The 18,442-nt window shown below is 67.9% G+C and carries 15 protein-coding genes; 4 read left to right on the top strand and 11 right to left on the bottom strand.

The features are described 5' to 3' along the window. The first annotated feature begins 152 nt into the window (after positions 1–152). The gene (locus tag pbN1_RS13480) at positions 153–2,162 is read left to right on the top strand and encodes a GumC family protein (protein WP_169201333.1); all 2,010 of its coding nucleotides are present in this window, start codon (positions 153–155) and stop codon (positions 2,160–2,162) included. Positions 2,163–2,193: 31 nt separating this feature from the next. On the opposite strand, the gene pbN1_RS13475 is transcribed toward pbN1_RS13480, so the two are convergent. Continuing rightward, positions 2,194–2,535: a zinc ribbon domain-containing protein YjdM gene (locus pbN1_RS13475; protein WP_169116608.1), complete on the bottom strand. Its 342-nt coding sequence runs from the start codon at positions 2,533–2,535 to the stop codon at positions 2,194–2,196. A 105-nt stretch (positions 2,536–2,640) separates the two neighbouring features. Further along, positions 2,641–3,081 (bottom strand): thioredoxin TrxC, encoded by a 441-nt coding sequence (gene trxC / locus pbN1_RS13470; protein WP_169201334.1) that lies wholly within the window; start codon positions 3,079–3,081, stop codon positions 2,641–2,643. Positions 3,082–3,471: 390 nt separating this feature from the next. Here trxC and pbN1_RS13465 point away from each other — a divergent pair, with 390 nt between their 5' ends. The 3 genes from pbN1_RS13465 to pbN1_RS13455 all read left to right on the top strand — a co-directional run bounded on the left by pbN1_RS13465 (position 3,472) and on the right by pbN1_RS13455 (position 8,453). Then, entirely contained in the window at positions 3,472–4,842 is a 1,371-nt protein-coding gene (locus tag pbN1_RS13465; protein WP_169201335.1) for a pyridoxal-phosphate dependent enzyme, read from the top strand. Further along, entirely contained in the window at positions 4,839–5,996 is a 1,158-nt protein-coding gene (locus pbN1_RS13460) for a trans-sulfuration enzyme family protein (protein WP_169201336.1), read from the top strand. Before pbN1_RS13465 ends, pbN1_RS13460 begins: the two co-directional genes overlap by 4 nt. Before the next feature lie 222 nt (positions 5,997–6,218). Next, positions 6,219–8,453: a PAS domain-containing hybrid sensor histidine kinase/response regulator gene (locus pbN1_RS13455; RefSeq protein WP_169201337.1), complete on the top strand. Its 2,235-nt coding sequence runs from the start codon at positions 6,219–6,221 to the stop codon at positions 8,451–8,453. A 37-nt stretch (positions 8,454–8,490) separates the two neighbouring features. Here pbN1_RS13455 and pbN1_RS13450 read toward each other — a convergent pair whose 3' ends face one another. From pbN1_RS13450 to pbN1_RS13410, 9 genes are all read right to left on the bottom strand, one after another. After that, positions 8,491–8,844 carry an Hpt domain-containing protein gene (locus pbN1_RS13450; RefSeq protein WP_210147503.1) on the bottom strand — a complete coding sequence of 118 codons (354 nt, stop codon included), beginning with the start codon at positions 8,842–8,844 and terminating at the stop codon, positions 8,491–8,493. A 49-nt stretch (positions 8,845–8,893) separates the two neighbouring features. Further along, on the bottom strand, positions 8,894–9,928 hold the full coding sequence (locus pbN1_RS13445; protein WP_169201339.1) for an HD domain-containing phosphohydrolase: 1,035 nt from the start codon (positions 9,926–9,928) through the stop codon (positions 8,894–8,896). A gap of 155 nt (positions 9,929–10,083) precedes the next feature. Next, entirely contained in the window at positions 10,084–11,571 is a 1,488-nt protein-coding gene (gene trpE, locus pbN1_RS13440; RefSeq protein ID WP_169201340.1) for an anthranilate synthase component I, read from the bottom strand. A gap of 216 nt (positions 11,572–11,787) precedes the next feature. Then, complete coding sequence (locus tag pbN1_RS13435) at positions 11,788–12,465, bottom strand: phosphoglycolate phosphatase (RefSeq protein WP_169201341.1); 678 nt, start codon at positions 12,463–12,465, stop codon at positions 11,788–11,790. A 73-nt stretch (positions 12,466–12,538) separates the two neighbouring features. Continuing rightward, on the bottom strand, positions 12,539–13,234 hold the full coding sequence (gene rpe, locus pbN1_RS13430) for a ribulose-phosphate 3-epimerase (RefSeq protein WP_169201342.1): 696 nt from the start codon (positions 13,232–13,234) through the stop codon (positions 12,539–12,541). A 39-nt stretch (positions 13,235–13,273) separates the two neighbouring features. Then, positions 13,274–15,634, bottom strand: a complete 2,361-nt coding sequence (locus tag pbN1_RS13425) for a GspE/PulE family protein (protein WP_210147502.1) — start codon at positions 15,632–15,634, stop codon at positions 13,274–13,276. Between the two features lie 76 nt (positions 15,635–15,710). Next, positions 15,711–16,478: an MBL fold metallo-hydrolase gene (locus tag pbN1_RS13420; RefSeq protein WP_169201388.1), complete on the bottom strand. Its 768-nt coding sequence runs from the start codon at positions 16,476–16,478 to the stop codon at positions 15,711–15,713. A gap of 162 nt (positions 16,479–16,640) precedes the next feature. After that, entirely contained in the window at positions 16,641–17,351 is a 711-nt protein-coding gene (locus tag pbN1_RS13415; protein ID WP_169201343.1) for an FHA domain-containing protein, read from the bottom strand. A gap of 58 nt (positions 17,352–17,409) precedes the next feature. After that, a complete protein-coding gene (locus pbN1_RS13410) occupies positions 17,410–18,363 on the bottom strand; it encodes an ornithine cyclodeaminase family protein (RefSeq protein ID WP_169201344.1) in 954 nt (317 codons plus the stop codon). Between the last annotated feature and the right edge of the window lie 79 nt (positions 18,364–18,442).

The raw sequence follows: 18,442 nt of genomic DNA, 5'->3' as shown, positions 1-18,442 counted from the left end.
GCCGCCGGAATGCTTCAATAGGCATACGCAGTTCATCCACTTAATCCGTCCGTCAAGTCGAGGCGATGCGGCGAGGAAGGAGACAGGCACATGGAAGAATTCGCTTTGCGCACCGCGTCATGCTGCTCAGATATTCTGTGCGGATCGAGAGCATGATCCGCGACGACACCGGCCCCACTACTGTCGATCCGTTCTGGAGCGGCCTCGCCCCGACCGCCCACCCAGCTCCGCACAAGCGGCGGCGCATTGCCGTCTTCGGCCTGAGTTTCCTGCTGTTCGCCACCGCGAGCCTGATCTACGACTACTCGCGTCCCGCCGAATACCGCACTGCCGCGCGGCTGCGCATCGACATGCCGGGCAACGGCGACACCGCCGACGAACGCAGGGCCGCAGTCCAGGCGGCGTTCCTGACCGAAGTCGAAGTGCTCACGAGCCGCCCGCTCGTCGAGAAAGCGGCCGCCCGGCTCGCCGGCATCGGCACGCCGCTGCCGGCCGGCTCCGGCGATGGCAGCGGCGATAGCGGCGATAGCGTCGAGGACTATCGGCGGATGCTCGACGCGACACCGGTCGAAGGAACCGACGTCGTCGAGCTCGCCGCGAGCGGCAGGCCGGCCGACGCGCTCGCTCCGCTCGTCAACGCGTTGATCGACACTTACCGCGGCCAGCTCGCCGAACGTTATCGCCAGTATTCGGGCAGCCGTGCGACCAAGGCGCAGGACGAGGCCGAGAAGCTCGAAGAGCGCGTCGCCGAGAAGCGGCGCGCGCTCGACGACTATCGCCGCCGCCACGACATCGTCTCGCTGGAGCGCGACGAAAATCACGTCCTGAGCCAGGTCAAGGGCGTCGGACAATCGCTGAACGCGGCGAACGACCGGCTCGTCGCAGCCGAAGCGAAACTGCGTTCGTTGCGCGAGTCGATCGCGGCCGGCAAGTCGATCGTCCGGGCGCGCGACAACCCGACGCTGTCCAATCTCGAGCAGCGTGCGTCGCAGTTGCGCGAGGAGCAGCACGAGCTGGAGCGGGCCTACACGCCGGACTTCCTCGCGTTCGATCCGCGCGCCAAGGCCTTGCGCATGCGGATCGCGAGCCTGGACGAACAGATGAAGCAGGTCCGCGAAGGCGGGCAGCAGGCAGCGCTGAGCGACGCCGAAGAGGAAGTCGCGGCGGCGCGTGCGGCCGTCGACCGGCTGGCTCAACAGGCGGGCGGCGAGCGGCGGACGGTCCAGGCGTTCACTGCGCGCCTGGGCGAGTTCAAGGCCATGCAGGAGGAGCTGACCGGACTCGAGGAGATGCACCGGACCGCGGTCGTCAGGGCGACCGGACTGCAGGCCGCGGAGCGGATCCGCGTCCCGGAAGTGACGACGTTCGAAGCGGCTTTCCCGCCGGGCGAGCCGTGGCGGCCCCAATACGGCCGGGACGCGGCGATCGGCGTGACGGCGTCGCTGCTGCTGGCGCTGCTGACGACCTGGATCGTCGAGCTATTCAACCGCACGGCCCCGGCTCCGTCGCTCGTCATTGCGCCCGCGTGGCTGCGCAGCGTGCAGCTGCCGGCAGCGCGCGCACCGGAGGCGCTCGGGCAGTTCGCGTCGTCGGCGCTGCTCGCGGGCGCCGCGCAACTGCCGCGCGAACTCGACGAAACCGAGATCGCGCAGCTGCTCGACGAACTGCCCGACGACGCCCGCATCGGCGCGCTCGCGCTGCTTTCCGGCCTGTCGTTCGACGAACTCGCACGGCTGAAATGGCCGGCGGTCGATCTGGCCAACCGCCGCATTCTCCTGCCGGACCGCGCCGTGCCGCTGTCTGCAGCGTTCGAGGCGCAACTCGGCCGGTACCGGGAACACCCTCCGCAAACGGACGACGGCCCTGTCGTCCCCGCCGCGAGTGGCGAGACGTCCGACGCGCTCGATGCGACGCTTCTTTACGCCGCGCACGATGCCGGCATCCCCGGCGCGGACGAGATCACGTCCGCGGCGCTGCGTCACAGCTACATCGCCTATCTGGTGCGCCAGGGCGTGCGTTTCGCGGACCTGTTCGGCATCGTCGGGCGGCTCCCCGCCGACATGCTGGGCGCCTACACGGCGCTGTCGCCCGCGGGCAAGAAGCGCCCGCTCGAAGAGATCGACCGGACTCATCCGGTGCTGCGCCACGTACGCTCCGCTTGACCCCAGCCGCGGCCGGCAGGAAGAAAGCCGCTCAGACCTTCTTCAGGTAGCAGGCCTTCAGCATGAAGCTGCCGGCGTCCATCCTGCAGTCGACCTCGTGGTCTCCGCCGACAAGGCGGATGCTCTTGACCTTCGTGCCGACCTTCAGCGTGATCGAGGACCCCTTGACCTTCAGGTCCTTGATCAGCACGACCGAGTCGCCATCCGCCAGCACGTTGCCGTTGGCATCCTTCACGAGCGCATCGGCCTCATCATCCGCGTCGGCGGCTGCCGCGATCGGCCACTCGTGGGCGCAATCGGCGCAGATGTAATTGCCGCCGTCCGGGTAGGTGTTCTCCATCGCGCATCGGGGGCAAGCGGGGATCGTGGACATGGTTCCTCAGGCTATCGGGTTCGAAGGCCGGCAGTATCCGCGCCCCGCCCGGCCTCGGCAACCCTTGCGTCGCGCGGCAGCGTCGTTGCAGGCGGGCGGACGCCCTCACAGTCCCTGCGCCTTCGCCCACTGCAGGATCTGCCCGGTGTTTATCGCCCCGGACTGGCGCGCGACTTCGCGCCCGGCGCGGAACAGCACCATCGTCGGGATGCTGCGGATCGCGTAGCGCGCCGCGAGATCCTGCGCCTCCTCGGTATTGACTTTCGCGAGCCGAACATGCGGCTTGAGCTTCGCCGCGGCCTCCTCGAACGCAGGCGCCATCGTCCGGCACGGGCCGCACCACGACGCCCAGAAATCGACGAGCAGCGGCAGATCGCCGTGACCGGCGTGCACGTCGAAGCTCGTGGCGTCGAGTTCGACCGGATGGCCGGTGAAGAGCGGCTGATGGCATTTGCCGCAGTTCGGGTCGTCGCTGAGACGGCCGCCCGGCAAGCGGTTCAGGACGTGGCAGTGCGGACAGGCAATGGTCAGGGTTTCGGTGGTCATCGGGGCCTCCCAGGTTGTGCAGAGTGACGGGGAAAGAACATCCGGTGAAAGCGATCGCGGCATCGCTCATTCAGAGGCTCTCCGGACGATCCGGTTCAATACGCCTTCCGGATTCCGCCCGCTGCGCTCCGCACTGCCTGCCCCAGCCGGCACACGGCGGTAGAAAAGCGGACCGCGCGGGAACTCGCGCGGTCCGCCCGAAAGCAGCCCGGCCCCGGCGGGACTGCCCGCCCCGAGTCGAGAAAAGGGCGGCGCCGGAACGGCCCGAATTGCAGCGGCCCCCGCGAACTCCGCGCACCGCTGCGCTGTCGCATGTTTGCGGCGGGTTTGTGACTCGCCGCCACGTTTCGGTCCAAGCCACGTCCGGCCCCGGTTCGGGAGGAGGCATCGATGGCGCCCGCAAGCCTGCTCGAGCTCATCGGCAACACGCCGCTGCTGCCGATCACCCGCATCGATACCGGGCCGTGCGAGCTCTTCATCAAGCTCGAAAGCCAGAATCCCGGCGGCTCGATCAAGGATCGCATCGCGGTGTCGATGATCGACGCCGCCGAGCGCGACGGCCGCATCCGCCCCGGCGGCACGCTGATCGAGGCGACCGCCGGCAACACCGGTCTCGCGCTCGCGCTGGTCGGCCTCGCGAAAGGCTACCGCACGAAGCTCGTGATCCCGGACAAGATGAGCCAGGAGAAGATCTTCCACCTGCGCGCGCTCGGCGCCGAGATCATCATGACGCGCTCGGATGTCGGCAAGGGCCATCCCGAGTATTACCAGGACATGGCCGAGGCGATCGCCGTGCGCACACCGAACTCGGTCTATATCAACCAGTTCGGCAACCCCGCGAACCCGGACGCACACGAAAAGACGACCGGCCCGGAGATCTGGGCGCAGACCGGCGAGCGGCTCGACGCAGTTGTCTGCGGCGTCGGCAGCGGCGGCACGCTGACGGGACTCACGCGCTATTTCCGCAGCAATGCGCCGCACGTAAAAATGGTGCTCGCCGACCCGGCCGGTTCGGTGCTCGCGCATTTCGTCAGGACCGGCGAGATGACCGACGCCGGCGCGTGGCTCGTCGAAGGCATCGGTGAGGACTTCGTGCCGCCGATAGCCGACCTCTCCGGCGTCGCCGAGGCCTACACGATCGACGACGCCGAGAGCTTCGCGACCGCGCGCGAGCTGCTCGCGACCGAAGGCATCCTCGCCGGCTCGTCGTCGGGCACGCTGCTCGCCGCGGCCCTGCGCTACTGCCGCAGCCGCGAGCAGCCCGAGCGCGTCGTGACCTTCGCCTGCGACAGCGGCAACAAGTACCTGTCGAAGATGTTCAACGACTTCTGGATGTACGACCAGGGCTTCCTGACGCACCCGGCCGCGGGCGGCCTGACCGATCTCGTGCAGCGCCGCTACGCCGAAGGCTCGGTCGTCACGGTGCGCCCGGACGACACGCTGCTGACCGCGTTCGGACGCTTCAAGCTGTACCAAGTGTCGCAGTTGCCGGTGCTCGATGGCAACGACGTCGTCGGCATCATCGACGAGTCCGACGTGCTGCACGCGGTCGTCAGCGAAGCGACGCACTTCGGCGACACGGTGTCGTCGGTGATGAGCACGCGGCTCGAAACCCTGCAGCCCGACGCGCCGCTCGCGCGCGTGGTGCAGATCCTCGACCAGGGCATGGTCGCGATCGTCATGGACGGCGACAGCTTCGTCGGCCTGATCACGCGCATCGACCTGCTGAACCACCTGCGCCGCCGGGTCAAGAGACCATGACCGACAAAGCCGGATTCTCGACCCTCGCGGTGCACGCCGGCCAGGCACCGGACCCGGCGACCGGCGCGGTGATCACGCCGATCTACGCGACCTCGACGTATGCGCAGACAAGCCCCGGCGTGCATCAGGGACTCGACTACGCGCGCAGCCACAACCCGACGCGCTGGGCGTACGAGCGCTGCGTCGCGGCGCTCGAGGACGGCGCCGCAGGATTCGCGTTCGGCTCGGGCATGGCGGCGATCGCGACGGTGCTCGAACTCCTCGACGCCGGCGCCCACGTCGTCGCCCTCGACGATCTCTACGGCGGCACGCGCCGGCTGTTCGAGCGCGTGCGGCGGCGCTCGGCGGACTTACGCTTCAGCTATTCGACGCTCGCCTCCGAAGCCGAGCTCGAAGCGGCGATCACGCCCGAGACGCGGATGATCTGGGTCGAGTCGCCGAGCAATCCGCTGCTGAAGCTCGTCGACCTCGAAATGGTCGCGCGGGTCGCGAAGCGCCACGGCGTGCTCGCGGTCGCCGACAACACGTTCGCGTCGCCATGGGTGCAGCGCCCGCTCGCGCTCGGCTTTGACGTCGTCGTGCATTCGGCGACGAAATACCTCAACGGCCACTCGGACGTCATCGGCGGCGTCTCCGTCGTGCGCGACGCGGCGCTCGCCGAGCGGCTCGGCTTCCTGCAAAACGCGGTCGGCGCGATTCCCGGCGCGTTCGACTGCTTCCTCGTCAACCGCGGCCTGAAGACGCTCGCGCTGCGCATGGAACGCCACTGCGCCAACGGCCTCGCGGTCGCGCAGTGGCTCGAACGCCATCCGCAGGTCGAGCGCGTGATCTATCCCGGCCTCCCGAGCCACCCGCAGCATGAACTCGCGTGCCGTCAGATGCGCGGCTTCGGCGGCATGGTGACGGCGGTGGTCAAGGGCGGAGAAGACGAGGCGCGGCGCTTTCTCGAGCATTGCGAGCTGTTTACGCTCGCCGAGAGCCTCGGCGGTGTCGAGAGCCTCATCGAACACCCGGCGCTCATGACGCACGCGTCGGTGCCGGCGGAGGTGCGCGCCGCGCTCGGCATCGGGGACGCGCTCGTGCGCCTGTCGGTCGGCATCGAGGACGTGGCCGACCTGATCGCGGACCTCGAGCGCGCGCTCGCGGCGGTCTAGGGAGCGCACCAGCCGTCCCCTGGGGCCCGGTGCGCTCCGGCGCGACCTGCCCGGCGCCCCACTGCAATGACATAATCAGGAACGGCGGCATTACCGCACAAGCGCTGCGCCGCGGGCGCCATAGAATGCGGAATCGCCCGCGGCGACACGGTCCACCCCCGCAACCCTCCGTCCGTGCCGCGGCCCCCATTCCCGACGCCGTTTTTCGACCACGACCCGCCGATGAGATCACCGCGCCTCAACCAGCAGATCGCGTCCGCGTTCGGCACATCCGGAGACGAACCGCTCGAGCATGCGCTGGCGCCGCTGCACGCCGCCGGCCTGTCCGGACTTGCCGCGAACTTCGAGCGCCTGCTCGCCAGGGTGGACGACACCTACCTCAAGTTCGCACCGGTCCAGCGCGCCGCCGCGAAGGCGAAACACCTGCTGGACCGGCTCGACCTGAGCGGCGACATCGTCTGCGAGTGGAATCTCGTGACGCGGACGATTCGGGGCTCGACGGTGTGGAAGCAGCGTTTCGGTGCCGCGCCCCACGACGCCGACAAGCCGATCAGCGAATGGAGCGCCTGGGTGCACCCCGAAGATCGGGTACTCGTCAACGAACGACTCAACGTCGTGCTGCAGGGCCGCGCGCCCCTGATCGAGTTTGAGCACCGCCTGCAGGCGCCGGGCGACGAATGGCGCTGGTGGCTGCTGCGCGGCAGGGTGGCGGCGCGGGATGACCAGGGCAAGCCGACGCGCCTGCTCGTACTGCACCGCGACATCAGCAACCAGAAACGGGTCGAAGCCGCGCTGCTGCGGGCGAAGGAGGAAGCCGAGACGGCAAGCCGGGCGCGCGGCACCTTCCTCGCCAACATGAGCCACGAGATCCGCACGCCGATGAATGCAATCCTCGGGATGACCGAACTGGCACTGGATACCACGCTGGACGACGAGCAGCACAGCTACCTTACGACCGTGAAGTCTTCGGCCGAAGCCTTGCTGACGATCATCAATGACGTCCTCGATCTGTCAAAGATCGAAGCCGGCCGCATCGATCTCGAGACGGTCGTCTTTCCGTTGCGCACGACGCTGAGCGAGTCGATCCGCGGGCTTGCCGTGTCCGCGCAGCGCAAGGGCCTCGAGGTCATGCTCGATATCGCCCCCGACGTACCCGAGCGGCTCTATGGCGACCCGACCCGGCTGCGCCAGATCCTCGCGAACCTGGTCGGCAACGCGATCAAGTTCACCGAGCGCGGCGAAATTTCGGTCCAGGTGAGCGTACTCCGGCGCAGCGGGATGTCGCTGTATCTGCAGTTCGCCGTGCACGACACCGGCATCGGCATCGCGACCGACCACCACGAACAGATCTTCGACGCGTTCTCGCAGGCCGATGCCTCGACCACCCGCCGTTTCGGCGGGACCGGGCTCGGCCTGTCGATCAGCGACCTGCTTGTCAAGCTGATGGACGGCCAGCTCTGGCTCGAGAGCGAGCCGGGCCAAGGCAGCACCTTCTATTTCAGCGTGCGGCTCGCGACCGACCGCAACGAGTCGCTACCGCCGGCACCCCCAGCCAGCATGTGCGGCCGGCGGGCCCTCATCGTCGACGATTGCCCGAGCGCCGCCGAACTGCTTGCACGCATGTTGCAGCGCCTCGGCATCGAAACCGAGATCGCCGGTGATCCGGCATGCATTTCTGCACGGCTCGTGGCGCGGCGGCAGGCGGGCGAGCCGGTCGAGTTGCTGCTCATCGATGCGGGCATGCCGCCACCGGGCGGATTCGCGCTGGCGTCCGCGCTCGCGCAAGGTGGTGGCGGCGAGGCGCTGGTGATGCTGCTCGCCAACCATGGCCAGCGTCAGGAACTCGGGCGCCACGGGCGCGACGCGATCCGGTCATATGTCGTCAAGCCGGTGTTCGAAGCGGACCTGTTCGATGCGCTGAAAACCGCTCTCGGTGTCAACGAACTCGCCAGCGTCGAACTCGACGAACTCGTCATTGACCGCGATCCCGCCGATGCGGACGGACAGTCGGAACCTCTCGCCGTGCTGCTGGTCGAGGACACGCCGGTCAACCAGACCCTCGCGGTGCATCTGCTGAACAAGGCGGGCCATCGCGTGACCGTCGCGAACAATGGCCTCGAAGCGATCGAGTGCTTCGAGACGCAGCGCTTCGACCTGATCCTGATGGATCTGCAGATGCCGGTGATGGACGGCATGGAAGCCACCGAGAAGATCCGCGCGAGCGAGATGCGCCGCAGCTGGTTCGTCGGCGAGAGCCAGCGTCTGAGCTACATTGCCGCGATGACCGCGCACGCGATGGAAGGCGATCGCGAACGCTGCCTCGCCGCAGGCATGGACGACTATCTGTCCAAGCCGATCCGGCGCGAGGCGCTCGACCAATTGCTGCAGCGGGCGATCGCGCACCGAAGTGCACCGAAGCCCAACTGGTCCGACATCATGCGGGGCTGGAGGAACTGAGTGAATCCGGCGCTCCGGGCCTTTTCCCTGGAGCCCGTCACGCCGGACCGGACAATTCCGCCCAAAGCTCGGCGACGAGGACTGCGGTCAGACGTGCCGCCTCGTCGGTCCGTGCGCTGGCGCCGGCGAGGTCCCCCGCCCGGCAGTCCCGTTCCATCCCGCCGACCCAACCGACGAGCGGCGCCGCGCCGAAATTCGCCGCGGATCCCTTGAGACTGTGGCTCGCGCGGACCGCCGCAGGCCCGTCCCCGCAAGACAGCGCGGCACGCAGTTCCGCGAACATCCGCGGTATGTCGTCGATGAACGTTTGAGCCATCAGCCGCATGAGCGCGAGGTCCTGGCCGAGATTGTCGAGCGTCGCGCGGCGATCGAACAACGGTTCATCCTGCATCGTCAGGCCTCCTCAGGTTCGACATCGACGCCGCGCGCAAGGCCCGTCATCAGGCGCCGTCGAAGCGGTGGCCGATTTCGAGCACGCCGCCCCAGCAGTCGAAGAACGCGTCGACGCAGGCCGGATCGAAATGCCGGCCACGATGGTCACGCAGGTAGGCGGCGGCATCCTCGAGGCTCCACACCGACTTGTACGGGCGCTCCGAGGTCAGCGCGTCGAACACATCGGCCACCGCGGCGATCCGCCCCTCGATTGGAATGGCCTCGCCGGCCAGCGCGCGTGGATAACCGGAACCGTCGAACTTTTCATGATGGTGCAGCGCGATCGAGGCCGCGAGCTGGATCGCCCGGGAGCTGCTTTCCTTGAGGATCTCATAGCCGATCAACGTGTGCCGCCGCATGATCTCGAATTCCTCCGGGGTGTGCCGGCCCGGCTTGAGCAGGATGTGGTCGGGCGTCCCGAGCTTGCCGATGTCATGCATCGGCGCGGCGTGCAGAAGCATTTCCTGGAAGTCCTTCGGCAGGCCGAGACGGGCGGCGATCAGTTCGGTGTACTGCGTCATACGCAGGATGTGGGAGCCGGTCTCCGGGTCGCGGTATTCGGCGGCACGTGCCAGGCGGATGATGGTCTCGCGCTCGCGGTCGTGGATGTCGGCGACGGCCCGCCGGACCTCTTCGGCCAGCGTCAGCGCCCGGCCGGCGAGCGCGAGCTGGCTGCGCCGCAAGGCCAGCATGTTCCTCGCTCGCGCGAGGAACTCCACACCGTCCACCGGCTTGTTGAGGAAGTCGGTGGCGCCCTCGTCGAGCGCCGCGTAGCGCACCTGCTTCTCGTGGTCCGCGGACACCATCAGGATCGGCAGATCAGCATGCCGCGGCTCGCGGCGGACCTGCCGGATGAACTCCAGCCCGTTCGGGCTCGGCATCATGTAATCGACGATGATGAGGTCCGGATCATGTTCGAGGCACCACCACAGGCCCGAGCCGGAGTCGGCGAACAGGAGCGGGCGGCATCCGTCCAGTCGCTGGACGAGGCCGCTCATCAGCTGCAGGTTCGTTGGCGTGTCGTCGACGATGACGACATTCATGATCGGCAGTCCTTGGGCGGGTTCATCGGGTCAGCCGCTACGATAATGCATATGGAAATTTTCTCGCGGGCAAGTCTCACGTTCCGCCAGAAAAATCCCGCCGGCGCCGCGCCCGCCGACGGATGCGGGACCGGATCGCGCAGCCGGCCGCGCGTTCAGTCGACCCGCGTATCGAGCCCCGATTCGGCCATCTCCGCCGCGCGCAGCATCGCGCGCGCCTTGTTCTGCGTCTCGGTCCATTCGGCGTCGGGGTTCGAATCGGCGACGATGCCGGCGCCAGCCTGGACGTGGATCTGCCCGTCCTTGATGACCGCGGTGCGGATCGCGATCGCCAGATCCATGTCGCCGTGGAAACCGATGTAGCCGGCGGCGCCCGCGTAGATGCCGCGCTTGACGGGCTCGAGCTCGTCGATGATCTCCATCGCGCGCAGCTTCGGCGCGCCGGACACGGTGCCCGCCGGGAAGGTCGCGCGCAACACGGCGAGCGCGTTGAGCCCGTCCTTCAGGCGCCCTTCGACGTTCGAGACGATGTGCATCACGTGCGAGTAGCGCTCGACCGTGAATTGCTCGGTGACCTTCACGCTGCCGATCTCGGCGACGCGGCCGGCGTCGTTGCGCCCGAGGTCGAGCAGTTGCAGATGCTCGGCGCGTTCCTTCTCGTCGGACAGCAGGTCCGCCTCGAGCGCGAGGTCGTCCGCCACGGTCGCGCCGCGCGGGCGGGTGCCGGCAATCGGGCGCACCGTGACGCGCTTCGCGTCGCCGTCCTGATCGAGCCGGACGAGGATTTCGGGCGATGCGCCGACGACGTGGAAATCCTCGAAGTTGAAATAGAACATGTAAGGCGACGGGTTCAGCGTGCGGATCGCGCGGTACAGCGCCATCGGGCTCGCCGCGTAGGGCTTGCTCATGCGCTGCGACAGCACGACCTGCATGATGTCGCCGTCGATGATGTACTGCTTCGCGCGGTTCACCGCCGCCTTGAACGCATCCTCGCCGAAGCAGGACGTCGCCGGCTGCGATTCGGCATGCACGTCTTCGGGGATCACCGCCGGCGCGCGCAGCCGCGCGAGCAGGTCGCGCAGGCGTTTTTTCGCGCGCTTGAACGCGCCTGGCACTTCGGGTTCCGCATAGACCACCAGCGTGAGCTTGCCGGAGAGGTTGTCGACGATCGCGATTTCCTCGGACAGCAGCAGCAGGATGTCGGGCGTGCCGATCGTGTCGGTCTTCTCGGTCTTCGCGAGGCGCGGCTCGATGTAGCGCACCGTGTCGTAGCCGAAGCAGCCCACCAGGCCGCCGGCGAAGCGCGGCAGGCCGTCGCGCGGGGGCACTTTGATGCGCGCCATGAACTCGGCGACGTAGTTCAGCGGGTCGCCGTAGTCGCGCCGCTCGACGAGGCGGTTGCCGGTCAGGAGAAGCGCCGAGCGGCCATACACCTCGATGCGCGTCGAGGCCGCGAGACCGATCATCGAGTAGCGGCCGAAGCGTTCGCCGCCCTGCACCGATTCGAGCAGGTAGCTGTAGGGTTCGTTCGCGAGCTTCAGGTAGATCGACAGCGGCGTGTCGAGGTCGGCGAAGGTTTCGAGCGTGACCGGGATGCGGTTGTAGCCCTGCGCGGCCAGCGCGTTGAATTCGTGCTCAAGCATGGAGATTCCACAAAAAACGGTTCAATCGGAACAAGGAGTGCGGGCGCGTGGCCGGCCCGCGAAAACGGTCGTGTTTTAGTGGCCCGCAGGCCACGAGCACCAGCGCCGCCAACAGCGCAGCACTGCGGCAGACTCGTTGCGTTTCTTGTCCGAAGCCCGGTCGTTGTGGGTCATGTCGATTCGTTCATGATGGGTGCAAGCGGGGCAGCAGAGCCGTCAGACGACTTCGATGCGCTCGAGCGCCCCGGTGGCGATCGATAGTAGCCCATCGCATTCGATGGTGTCCACGGGCATGCCTTCGCTATATCCATAGGTCACGAGCAGCACCGGCATGCCGGCGGCGCGCGCCGCGAGCGCGTCGTTGGCCGAGTCGCCGATCATCAGCGCCTGCGCGCTGGCGACGCCGAGCAGGCCGCACGCGTGGTGCAGCACTGCCGGGTCGGGCTTCTTCACCGGCAGCGTGTCGCCGCTGACGACGGCGTCGAAGTAGCGGTCGAGCCGCATGCGTTCGAGCAGCGGCAGCGTGAAGGCTTCGGCCTTGTTCGTCACGCACGCGAGCCGCAGATCCATCGCCCGCATCGCATCAAGAGTCTCGGCGACGCCGGGGTAGATCGTCGTGTACCGGCCGTTCACTTCGGTGTAGTGACGACGGAAGACCGCCACCGCGCTTTCGATCTCGGCCTCGCTCGCCCGGGCGTTCTCGGTCATGCAGCACCGCACGAGGTGCGGGATGCCCTTGCCGACGAAGGAATGGATCTCGGCGAGCGGCCGCGTCGGCCGGCCGAGTTCGGCGAGCATGCGGTTCGCGCCTTCGGCGAGATCCGCGATCGTGTCGAGCAGCGTGCCGTCGAGATCGAACAACACCGCCCGCACCGGGAAGCGCCGCGCGTTCACTGGTGCGCCCTCGCGCTACGCGCGGTACCGCCAAGCGGGACTGCGCGCTTCTTGGGGCGGCCAGGCGAGGCGCTCACGCCCCCACCTTCGCGAGTTCGGCGCGTAGCGCGGCGATCACGCTGTCATAGCGGTGCGGGTCGGCGTCGCGGCCGGCGCCGAACACGGCCGAGCCGGCAACGAAGGTATCCGCGCCGGCAGCGGCGATCTGCGCGATGTTGTCGACCTTCACGCCGCCGTCGACCTGCAGCAGGATCCGCCGCCCGCTTGTGGCCTCGTACGCATCGAGCTTCTCGCGCGCCGCGCGCAGTTTCGGCAGCGTGCCGGGAATGAACCTCTGCCCGCCGAAGCCGGGATTGACGCTCATCAGCAGCACCATGTCGATGCTGTCGAGCGCATGGTCGAGATAATGCAGCGGCGTTGCGGGGTTGAACACCAGGCCCGCCTGGCAGCCGCAGTCGCGGATCAGCTGCAGCGTGCGGTCGATGTGCTCGGACGCCTCGGGATGGAAAGTGATCATGTTCGCGCCGGCCTTCGCGAAGTCCGGGACGATGCGGTCGACCGGCTTGATCATCAGGTGGACGTCGATCGGCGTGCTCGTGTGCGGCCGGATTGCTTCGCAGACGAGCGGACCGATCGTGAGGTTCGGCACGTAATGGTTGTCCATGACGTCGAAGTGGATCCAGTCGGCGCCGGCCGCGACCACATCCCGGACCTCTTCGCCCAGGCGGGCGAAATCCGCCGAGAGCAGGCTGGGGGCAATGCGGTGCATGAAGTTCTCCTGTTCGTTCGAGCGGCGGATTCTAACCGTTCAGCGCACGCACACGCGCCGCACCTGCGCCATGTCGGTGATGCCGCCGAGCACTTTCTCGATGCCGTCCTGGCGCAGCGTGCGCAATCCCTCGGCGAGCGCGACACCCAGCAGCTGCGCGACACGCGCGCGCTCCTGGATCATCCGCTTGATCTCGGCCGAGGCGAGCATCAGCTCATGCAGTCCGACCCGCCCCTTATAGCCCGAGTTGCACTCGGCGCAGCCAATCGGCCGGTAAAGGGTGAAGCGGCCTTCGGCATCCGCGTGCGTCGCGCGCAGCCGCTCGAACACCGCGGCGCGGGCGGCGAGCGGATCGGCGCGGAATTCCGGCGTCGCGTGCATGTCTTCGCAGTACTCGTCGAGCAGTTGCACGACTTCGGCCTCGTCGGCGCGATAGGCTTGCCGGCAATGGGTGCACAGCCGCTTCGCCAGCCGCTGCGCGAGCACGCCGAGCAGCGCGTCGCCGAAGTTGAACGGGTCCATGCCCATGTCGAGCAGGCGCACGATCGATTCCGGCGCGCTGTTGGTATGCAGCGTCGACAGCACGAGGTGGCCGGTCAGCGACGCTTCGATGCCCACCGACACCGTCTCGAGGTCGCGCATTTCGCCGACCATGATGACATCCGGGTCGGCGCGGAGGAACGCGCGCATCATCGTCGCGAAGTCGAGGCCGGCCTTGCGGTTGACCTGTACCTGGCGCAGCCCCTTCTGCGTGATCTCGACTGGGTCTTCGGCGGTCCAGATCTTCGTTTCCGGCGTGTTGAGGTGGCCGAGGATCGAGTGCAGCGTCGTCGTCTTGCCCGAGCCGGTCGGCCCGCAGACGAAGAACAGGCCGTAGGGCTTGGCGATCGTGCGCCTGAGGCGCTCGAGGTTGTGCTCGGTCAGACCGAGCTGTTCGATCCTGATCGGCTCGCTGTGGCCGAGCAGGCGCATCACGACGTCTTCCATGCCGCCGGCGGTCGGCACCGTCGCGACGCGCAGCTCGATGTCGAGCGGCGCGAACTTGCGGAAGCGGATCTTGCCATCCTGCGGCTTGCGCCGCTCCGAGATGTCGAGGTCGCACATGATCTTGATGCGCGTCACGAGCGGGTTGCGGTAGCTCGCAGGCACCTGGATGTACGGCACGAGCGTGCCGTCCTTGCGGAAACGGATGTGCGTCTTGTCCTTGCCCGGGCGCGGCTCGATATGGATGTCCGACGCGCCCTGCCGGTACGCGTCGATGATGACCTTGTTCACGAGCTTGACGAGTTCGTTGTCCGCCGCGGCCATGACGTCGTCGGCGACCGACAGGTCCTGCTCGTCTTCGGGCAGGTCGTGCAGCAGGTCGGATACCGAGCCGAGCTCCATCGAGGGCTCGAAATACTGATCGACGGTGCGGTCGAACTCGTCGCGCGTCGTCACACAGAAGGCGAGCCGGCGTTTGGGGAACACGTTGTGTGCGATGCGCGACGCGCGGACCTGTTCGGGGTCCCATGCGAGCACGACGACGCCTTCGGGCGTCTCCTCGAGCGGCAGCCATCCGGTCTGCTGCACGTACTCGCGCTTGATGTTGCGCAGCAAGTCAAGCTGCTTGACGCGATCCTGACGATAAGGCTCGTACGGCACATGGAAGAAGCGCGAGGCGGCGTCGCCCAGTTCGGACAGCGCGATACCGCGGGTCGCGACGAGCACCTCATCGACCGTCGCCCCCCCTTCGCGGGCGCGGCGTACCGCCTCTTCGAGTTCGGCCGCGCCGAGGCGCCCGTCGACGACCAGCGCGTCGTAGCGCGAGCGCAGCGCCGCCGGCGCCCTGCCGCGCTGGGCGTACGCGACGCCCAGCGCCTGCGCAAGCCCAAGCAGACCGTCCTTCGCGACGCTTGAAAATTTCTCGCCCTGCGTCGCGTTGATCAGCAGGATCACGCCCTGCAGCGCGCCGCTCGCGGGATCGATGACCGGCGCCGCAAGCATCTGCCGCGTGCGGTAGCCGCTGCGCTCGTCGCCGCTGCGGGGAAAGCGCAGCTCCGGGGAAAGCGCGCGGAGTTCGGCCTGGTCGTGCACGTCGCGGATATTGACGGGTTGCCGGCTCAATGCGACGTAGCCGGCGATGTTGCGCGCCTCGACCGGGAGTCGTGCGTCGGCGGGGGCCGCGCCCGTCCTGACGCGCGAAACGAGCGTCGTACCGGCCTCGTCGAGGGCGAACAAGCACAGGCTGTCAGCGTCGAACAGCGCGCACAGGTCGGCGGAAAGGTCGAGGACGACGCGATCGACGTCGTCGGCCGCGTCGATTCGTGTCGTGATCGCCTGCAGGCCTTTGAAAAACGCGAGACGACCGGCGACGTCGCTACCTTTCCCAGCTCGTCCGGGCGCTGCTGTCATGGGCATTCCTGTTCCTGTTGGTCAGGGCATTCAACGAAGGCGTGCTCGGGGCCGGCCATTCTAGCCGGCGCCGCCAGGAAATTCAGAACTCGAGGATCGTGCCCTGCTCGAGCCTCACCGGATGCAGACGCCCGGCTCCGGCCGCGATCTCGCGCATGATGCGTTCGCACTGGCCGGGCTTGAGGTGGGTGATGTGGACCTCGGGCGCCCCGGTGAGCTCTTCGAGCATCGCATGCAGCAGGCTGGGACACAGATGGCGCGCCGTGAGCGCGAGACCGTGCTGGCTTTCGAGGAAAGCGGTCTCGACGATCAGGTGGCGCACGTTGTCGAGCGCGTTGATGGCGGTGATCAGTTCGGTCGAATACTCGGTGTCGCCGGTATAGACGAGCTTGCCCTCGCCACTGTCGAGACAGTAGGCGACCGTCGGCACGCTGTGGCGGGCCGGCAGCGGCGTGACTGTTCGTGCTCCGAGCCGGATGGGGCGGCCGGCCTCGACGGGATGAAAGCGGAGGTACGGCCGGTGGCAGTCCGGGATGGTGGTGAAATCCGGCCAGATCTGCCAGTTGAAGACGTGCAGGCGCAGGATGCGGATGGTTTCCGCCGTGGCGTACACCGTCAGCGGCGTGTCGCGGAGTTCGCCGACCGAATCGACGAGCAGCGGAATCGATACGATATGGTCGAGATGCGCGTGCGTGACGAAAACGTGATCGATGCGCAGCAAGTCGTCGAGTTCCAGCTCGCCGACGCCGGTGCCCGCATCGACGAGGATGTCGTCGTCAGCGAGGAACGCCGTCGTGCCCGAAGCCCGTCCGCCGATTCCGCCGCTGCAGCCAAGTATCCTGAGCTTCATGGGTTTGGGTCGCAGCGCCGGGAGTCCGCCGCGGCGGGCTGCGAGCGTCGCTCCGGTGAGGTGACGCAGCACGCTACCACTACCTGCGGATCGTGCTGCGTGCATTACTTCACGACATTACCTCACGACGCGGGGCGGGTGGCCCGCGATGGCCCGGGCGAGTCAGGGGCGCAGGAAAAACTCCATCTTGACCCCGGCCATCTCGACGATGTCGTGTTCGTCGAGGCGGCGCGCCTGGGCGTCCAGCGGGCGCCCATTGACGCGCGGGAACTCTTCGCCCTCGACGTGGGTGAGGAAATATCCGTTCACCCGCCGCGTGATCGCCGCCACCTGCTTGCCGGGCTTGCCGAGCGTCGTCAGCGACTTGGTCAGTTCCAGTTCCCGCCCCGCATTCGGGCCGTTGAGCAGCTGCATGACACCCACCGCGCCACCGCCCGCGGCGGGCGACGAAGCCGGAGGTGGCGGCATCTCCGGCGCCGCTGCGCCCGGCGCCCGGCCGGCGGCGGGCGCGACCTCGGGGGGCACGAATACCGGCCCGTCCGCAACCGTCCCGGCATAGCCGAACGCGTGCACCGCCGGCGCGGCCGGCTCGACGATGTACTTGAGGCGGTACTTGCCGAGTTCGACGATGTCGTTGTTGCGCAGCACATGCTTCTTGATCGGCTGGCCATTCACGTAGGTGCCGTTGGTGCTGTTCTGGTCCTCGAGGAAGGCGTCATCGAGGATCGTCGTGATCACGGCGTGCTGGCCGCTGATCGCCAGGTTGTCGATCTGGACGTCATTGCTGGGCTTGCGCCCGATGGTCGTGCGCGGCTTGTCGAGGACGATTTCCTTGAGGACCAGCCCGTCCATGCTGAGGATCAACTTCGGCATTGCATTTGTTCCATTTCTCGAGTGCGGAAGCGCGCTGCCCGCGGCGGCCGCGCGGCTTTCAGTAGGGCAGCGCGGTGCCGAGGCCGCGTTCGCGGGCGCGCGCGACGACTTGCGCCGCCACGGCGATATCCTGGATCGCCATGCCCTGCGATTCGAACAGCGTGATCTGGGCGTCGCTCGTGCGTCCCGGGCGGATCCCGGCGACCACTTCACCCAGTTCCACCCACCGCCCCGGCTGCGTGCGTCCTTTTTCGAGCAGCGGCATCAGGTCGCCCGCCTCGCGCAGCGCGATCTCGCGCGAATCGACGCAGATCACGTCGGCGCGCCTCACCGCCGCCTCCGAAAGCTCCTGGCGGGCGAGGCTGTTCGAACCGGCGGCCGTGATGTGCATGCCCGGGGCGAGCCACGCGGCGTCGAACAGCGGCTTTGGCGACGTCGTGATCGTGACGACGACATCGGCGCCGCGTACGGTGTCCTCGGCGCTCGCCGCCGGCACCACCTCGCGGCCGGTGTCAAGGCTCATCTGCGTGCAGAAAGCCTGCAGCCGGTCCGGGTTGCGCGCGAACACTTTTATGCGTTCGACCGGCCGTACCGCGCACAGCGCGAGGATCTGCCCCTGCGCCTGCCAGCCAGCACCGAACACGCCCGCAACGCGGGCATCGGCTCGCGCCAGCCATTTCGCGGCGATCCCGCCCGCGGCGCCGGTGCGCATCATGCCGAGACGGTCGGCCTCGAGCACGGCGACCGGATCGCCGCTGGTGGCGTCGAAAAGGTGCACCCAGAACCGGTTGCGGCCGCCGGCGCTCGTATAGACCTTCAGCCCGGAGAGGTTGACGGCGGGCACACCGCCCTGCAGCAGGTGTGTCATCGTCGCCGGCAGACGTACGCGCTGCCGCGGGAAGTCGATCGTTTCGCCGCGCCCGTGAGCGGCCATGACCTGCTCGACCGCGCCGAGCACCATCGGCATGTCGAGGAGGCCGCCGACTTCGGCTTCATTCAGATATATCGCCATGTATCTCCTGCCCAGCAATCCACGCAAATGCTCCCGCCGATGCACGAGGGGACACGTATTCTAGCTCGCCCGATCGCAC

It is taken from the genome of Aromatoleum bremense (assembly GCF_017894365.1).
Classification (GTDB): Bacteria; Pseudomonadota; Gammaproteobacteria; order Burkholderiales; family Rhodocyclaceae; genus Aromatoleum; species Aromatoleum bremense.
This window is presented reverse-complemented; position numbering and strand designations above follow the sequence as displayed.

Bases quoted from the DNA above. Each gene is read 5' to 3' on its own strand.
- pbN1_RS13480 (WP_169201333.1), top strand. From the start codon at position 153: ATGATCCGCGACGACACCGGCCCCACTACTGTCGATCCGTTCTGGAGC.
- pbN1_RS13475 (WP_169116608.1), bottom strand. From the start codon at position 2,535: ATGTCCACGATCCCCGCTTGCCCCCGATGCGCGATGGAGAACACCTAC.
- trxC (WP_169201334.1), bottom strand. From the start codon at position 3,081: ATGACCACCGAAACCCTGACCATTGCCTGTCCGCACTGCCACGTCCTG.
- pbN1_RS13465 (WP_169201335.1), top strand. From the start codon at position 3,472: ATGGCGCCCGCAAGCCTGCTCGAGCTCATCGGCAACACGCCGCTGCTG.
- pbN1_RS13460 (WP_169201336.1), top strand. From the start codon at position 4,839: ATGACCGACAAAGCCGGATTCTCGACCCTCGCGGTGCACGCCGGCCAG.
- pbN1_RS13455 (WP_169201337.1), top strand. From the start codon at position 6,219: ATGAGATCACCGCGCCTCAACCAGCAGATCGCGTCCGCGTTCGGCACA.
- pbN1_RS13450 (WP_210147503.1), bottom strand. From the start codon at position 8,844: ATGCAGGATGAACCGTTGTTCGATCGCCGCGCGACGCTCGACAATCTC.
- pbN1_RS13445 (WP_169201339.1), bottom strand. From the start codon at position 9,928: ATGAATGTCGTCATCGTCGACGACACGCCAACGAACCTGCAGCTGATG.
- trpE (WP_169201340.1), bottom strand. From the start codon at position 11,571: ATGCTTGAGCACGAATTCAACGCGCTGGCCGCGCAGGGCTACAACCGC.
- rpe (WP_169201342.1), bottom strand. From the start codon at position 13,234: ATGCACCGCATTGCCCCCAGCCTGCTCTCGGCGGATTTCGCCCGCCTG.
- pbN1_RS13425 (WP_210147502.1), bottom strand. From the start codon at position 15,634: ATGCCCATGACAGCAGCGCCCGGACGAGCTGGGAAAGGTAGCGACGTC.
- pbN1_RS13420 (WP_169201388.1), bottom strand. From the start codon at position 16,478: ATGAAGCTCAGGATACTTGGCTGCAGCGGCGGAATCGGCGGACGGGCT.
- pbN1_RS13415 (WP_169201343.1), bottom strand. From the start codon at position 17,351: ATGCCGAAGTTGATCCTCAGCATGGACGGGCTGGTCCTCAAGGAAATC.
- pbN1_RS13410 (WP_169201344.1), bottom strand. From the start codon at position 18,363: ATGGCGATATATCTGAATGAAGCCGAAGTCGGCGGCCTCCTCGACATG.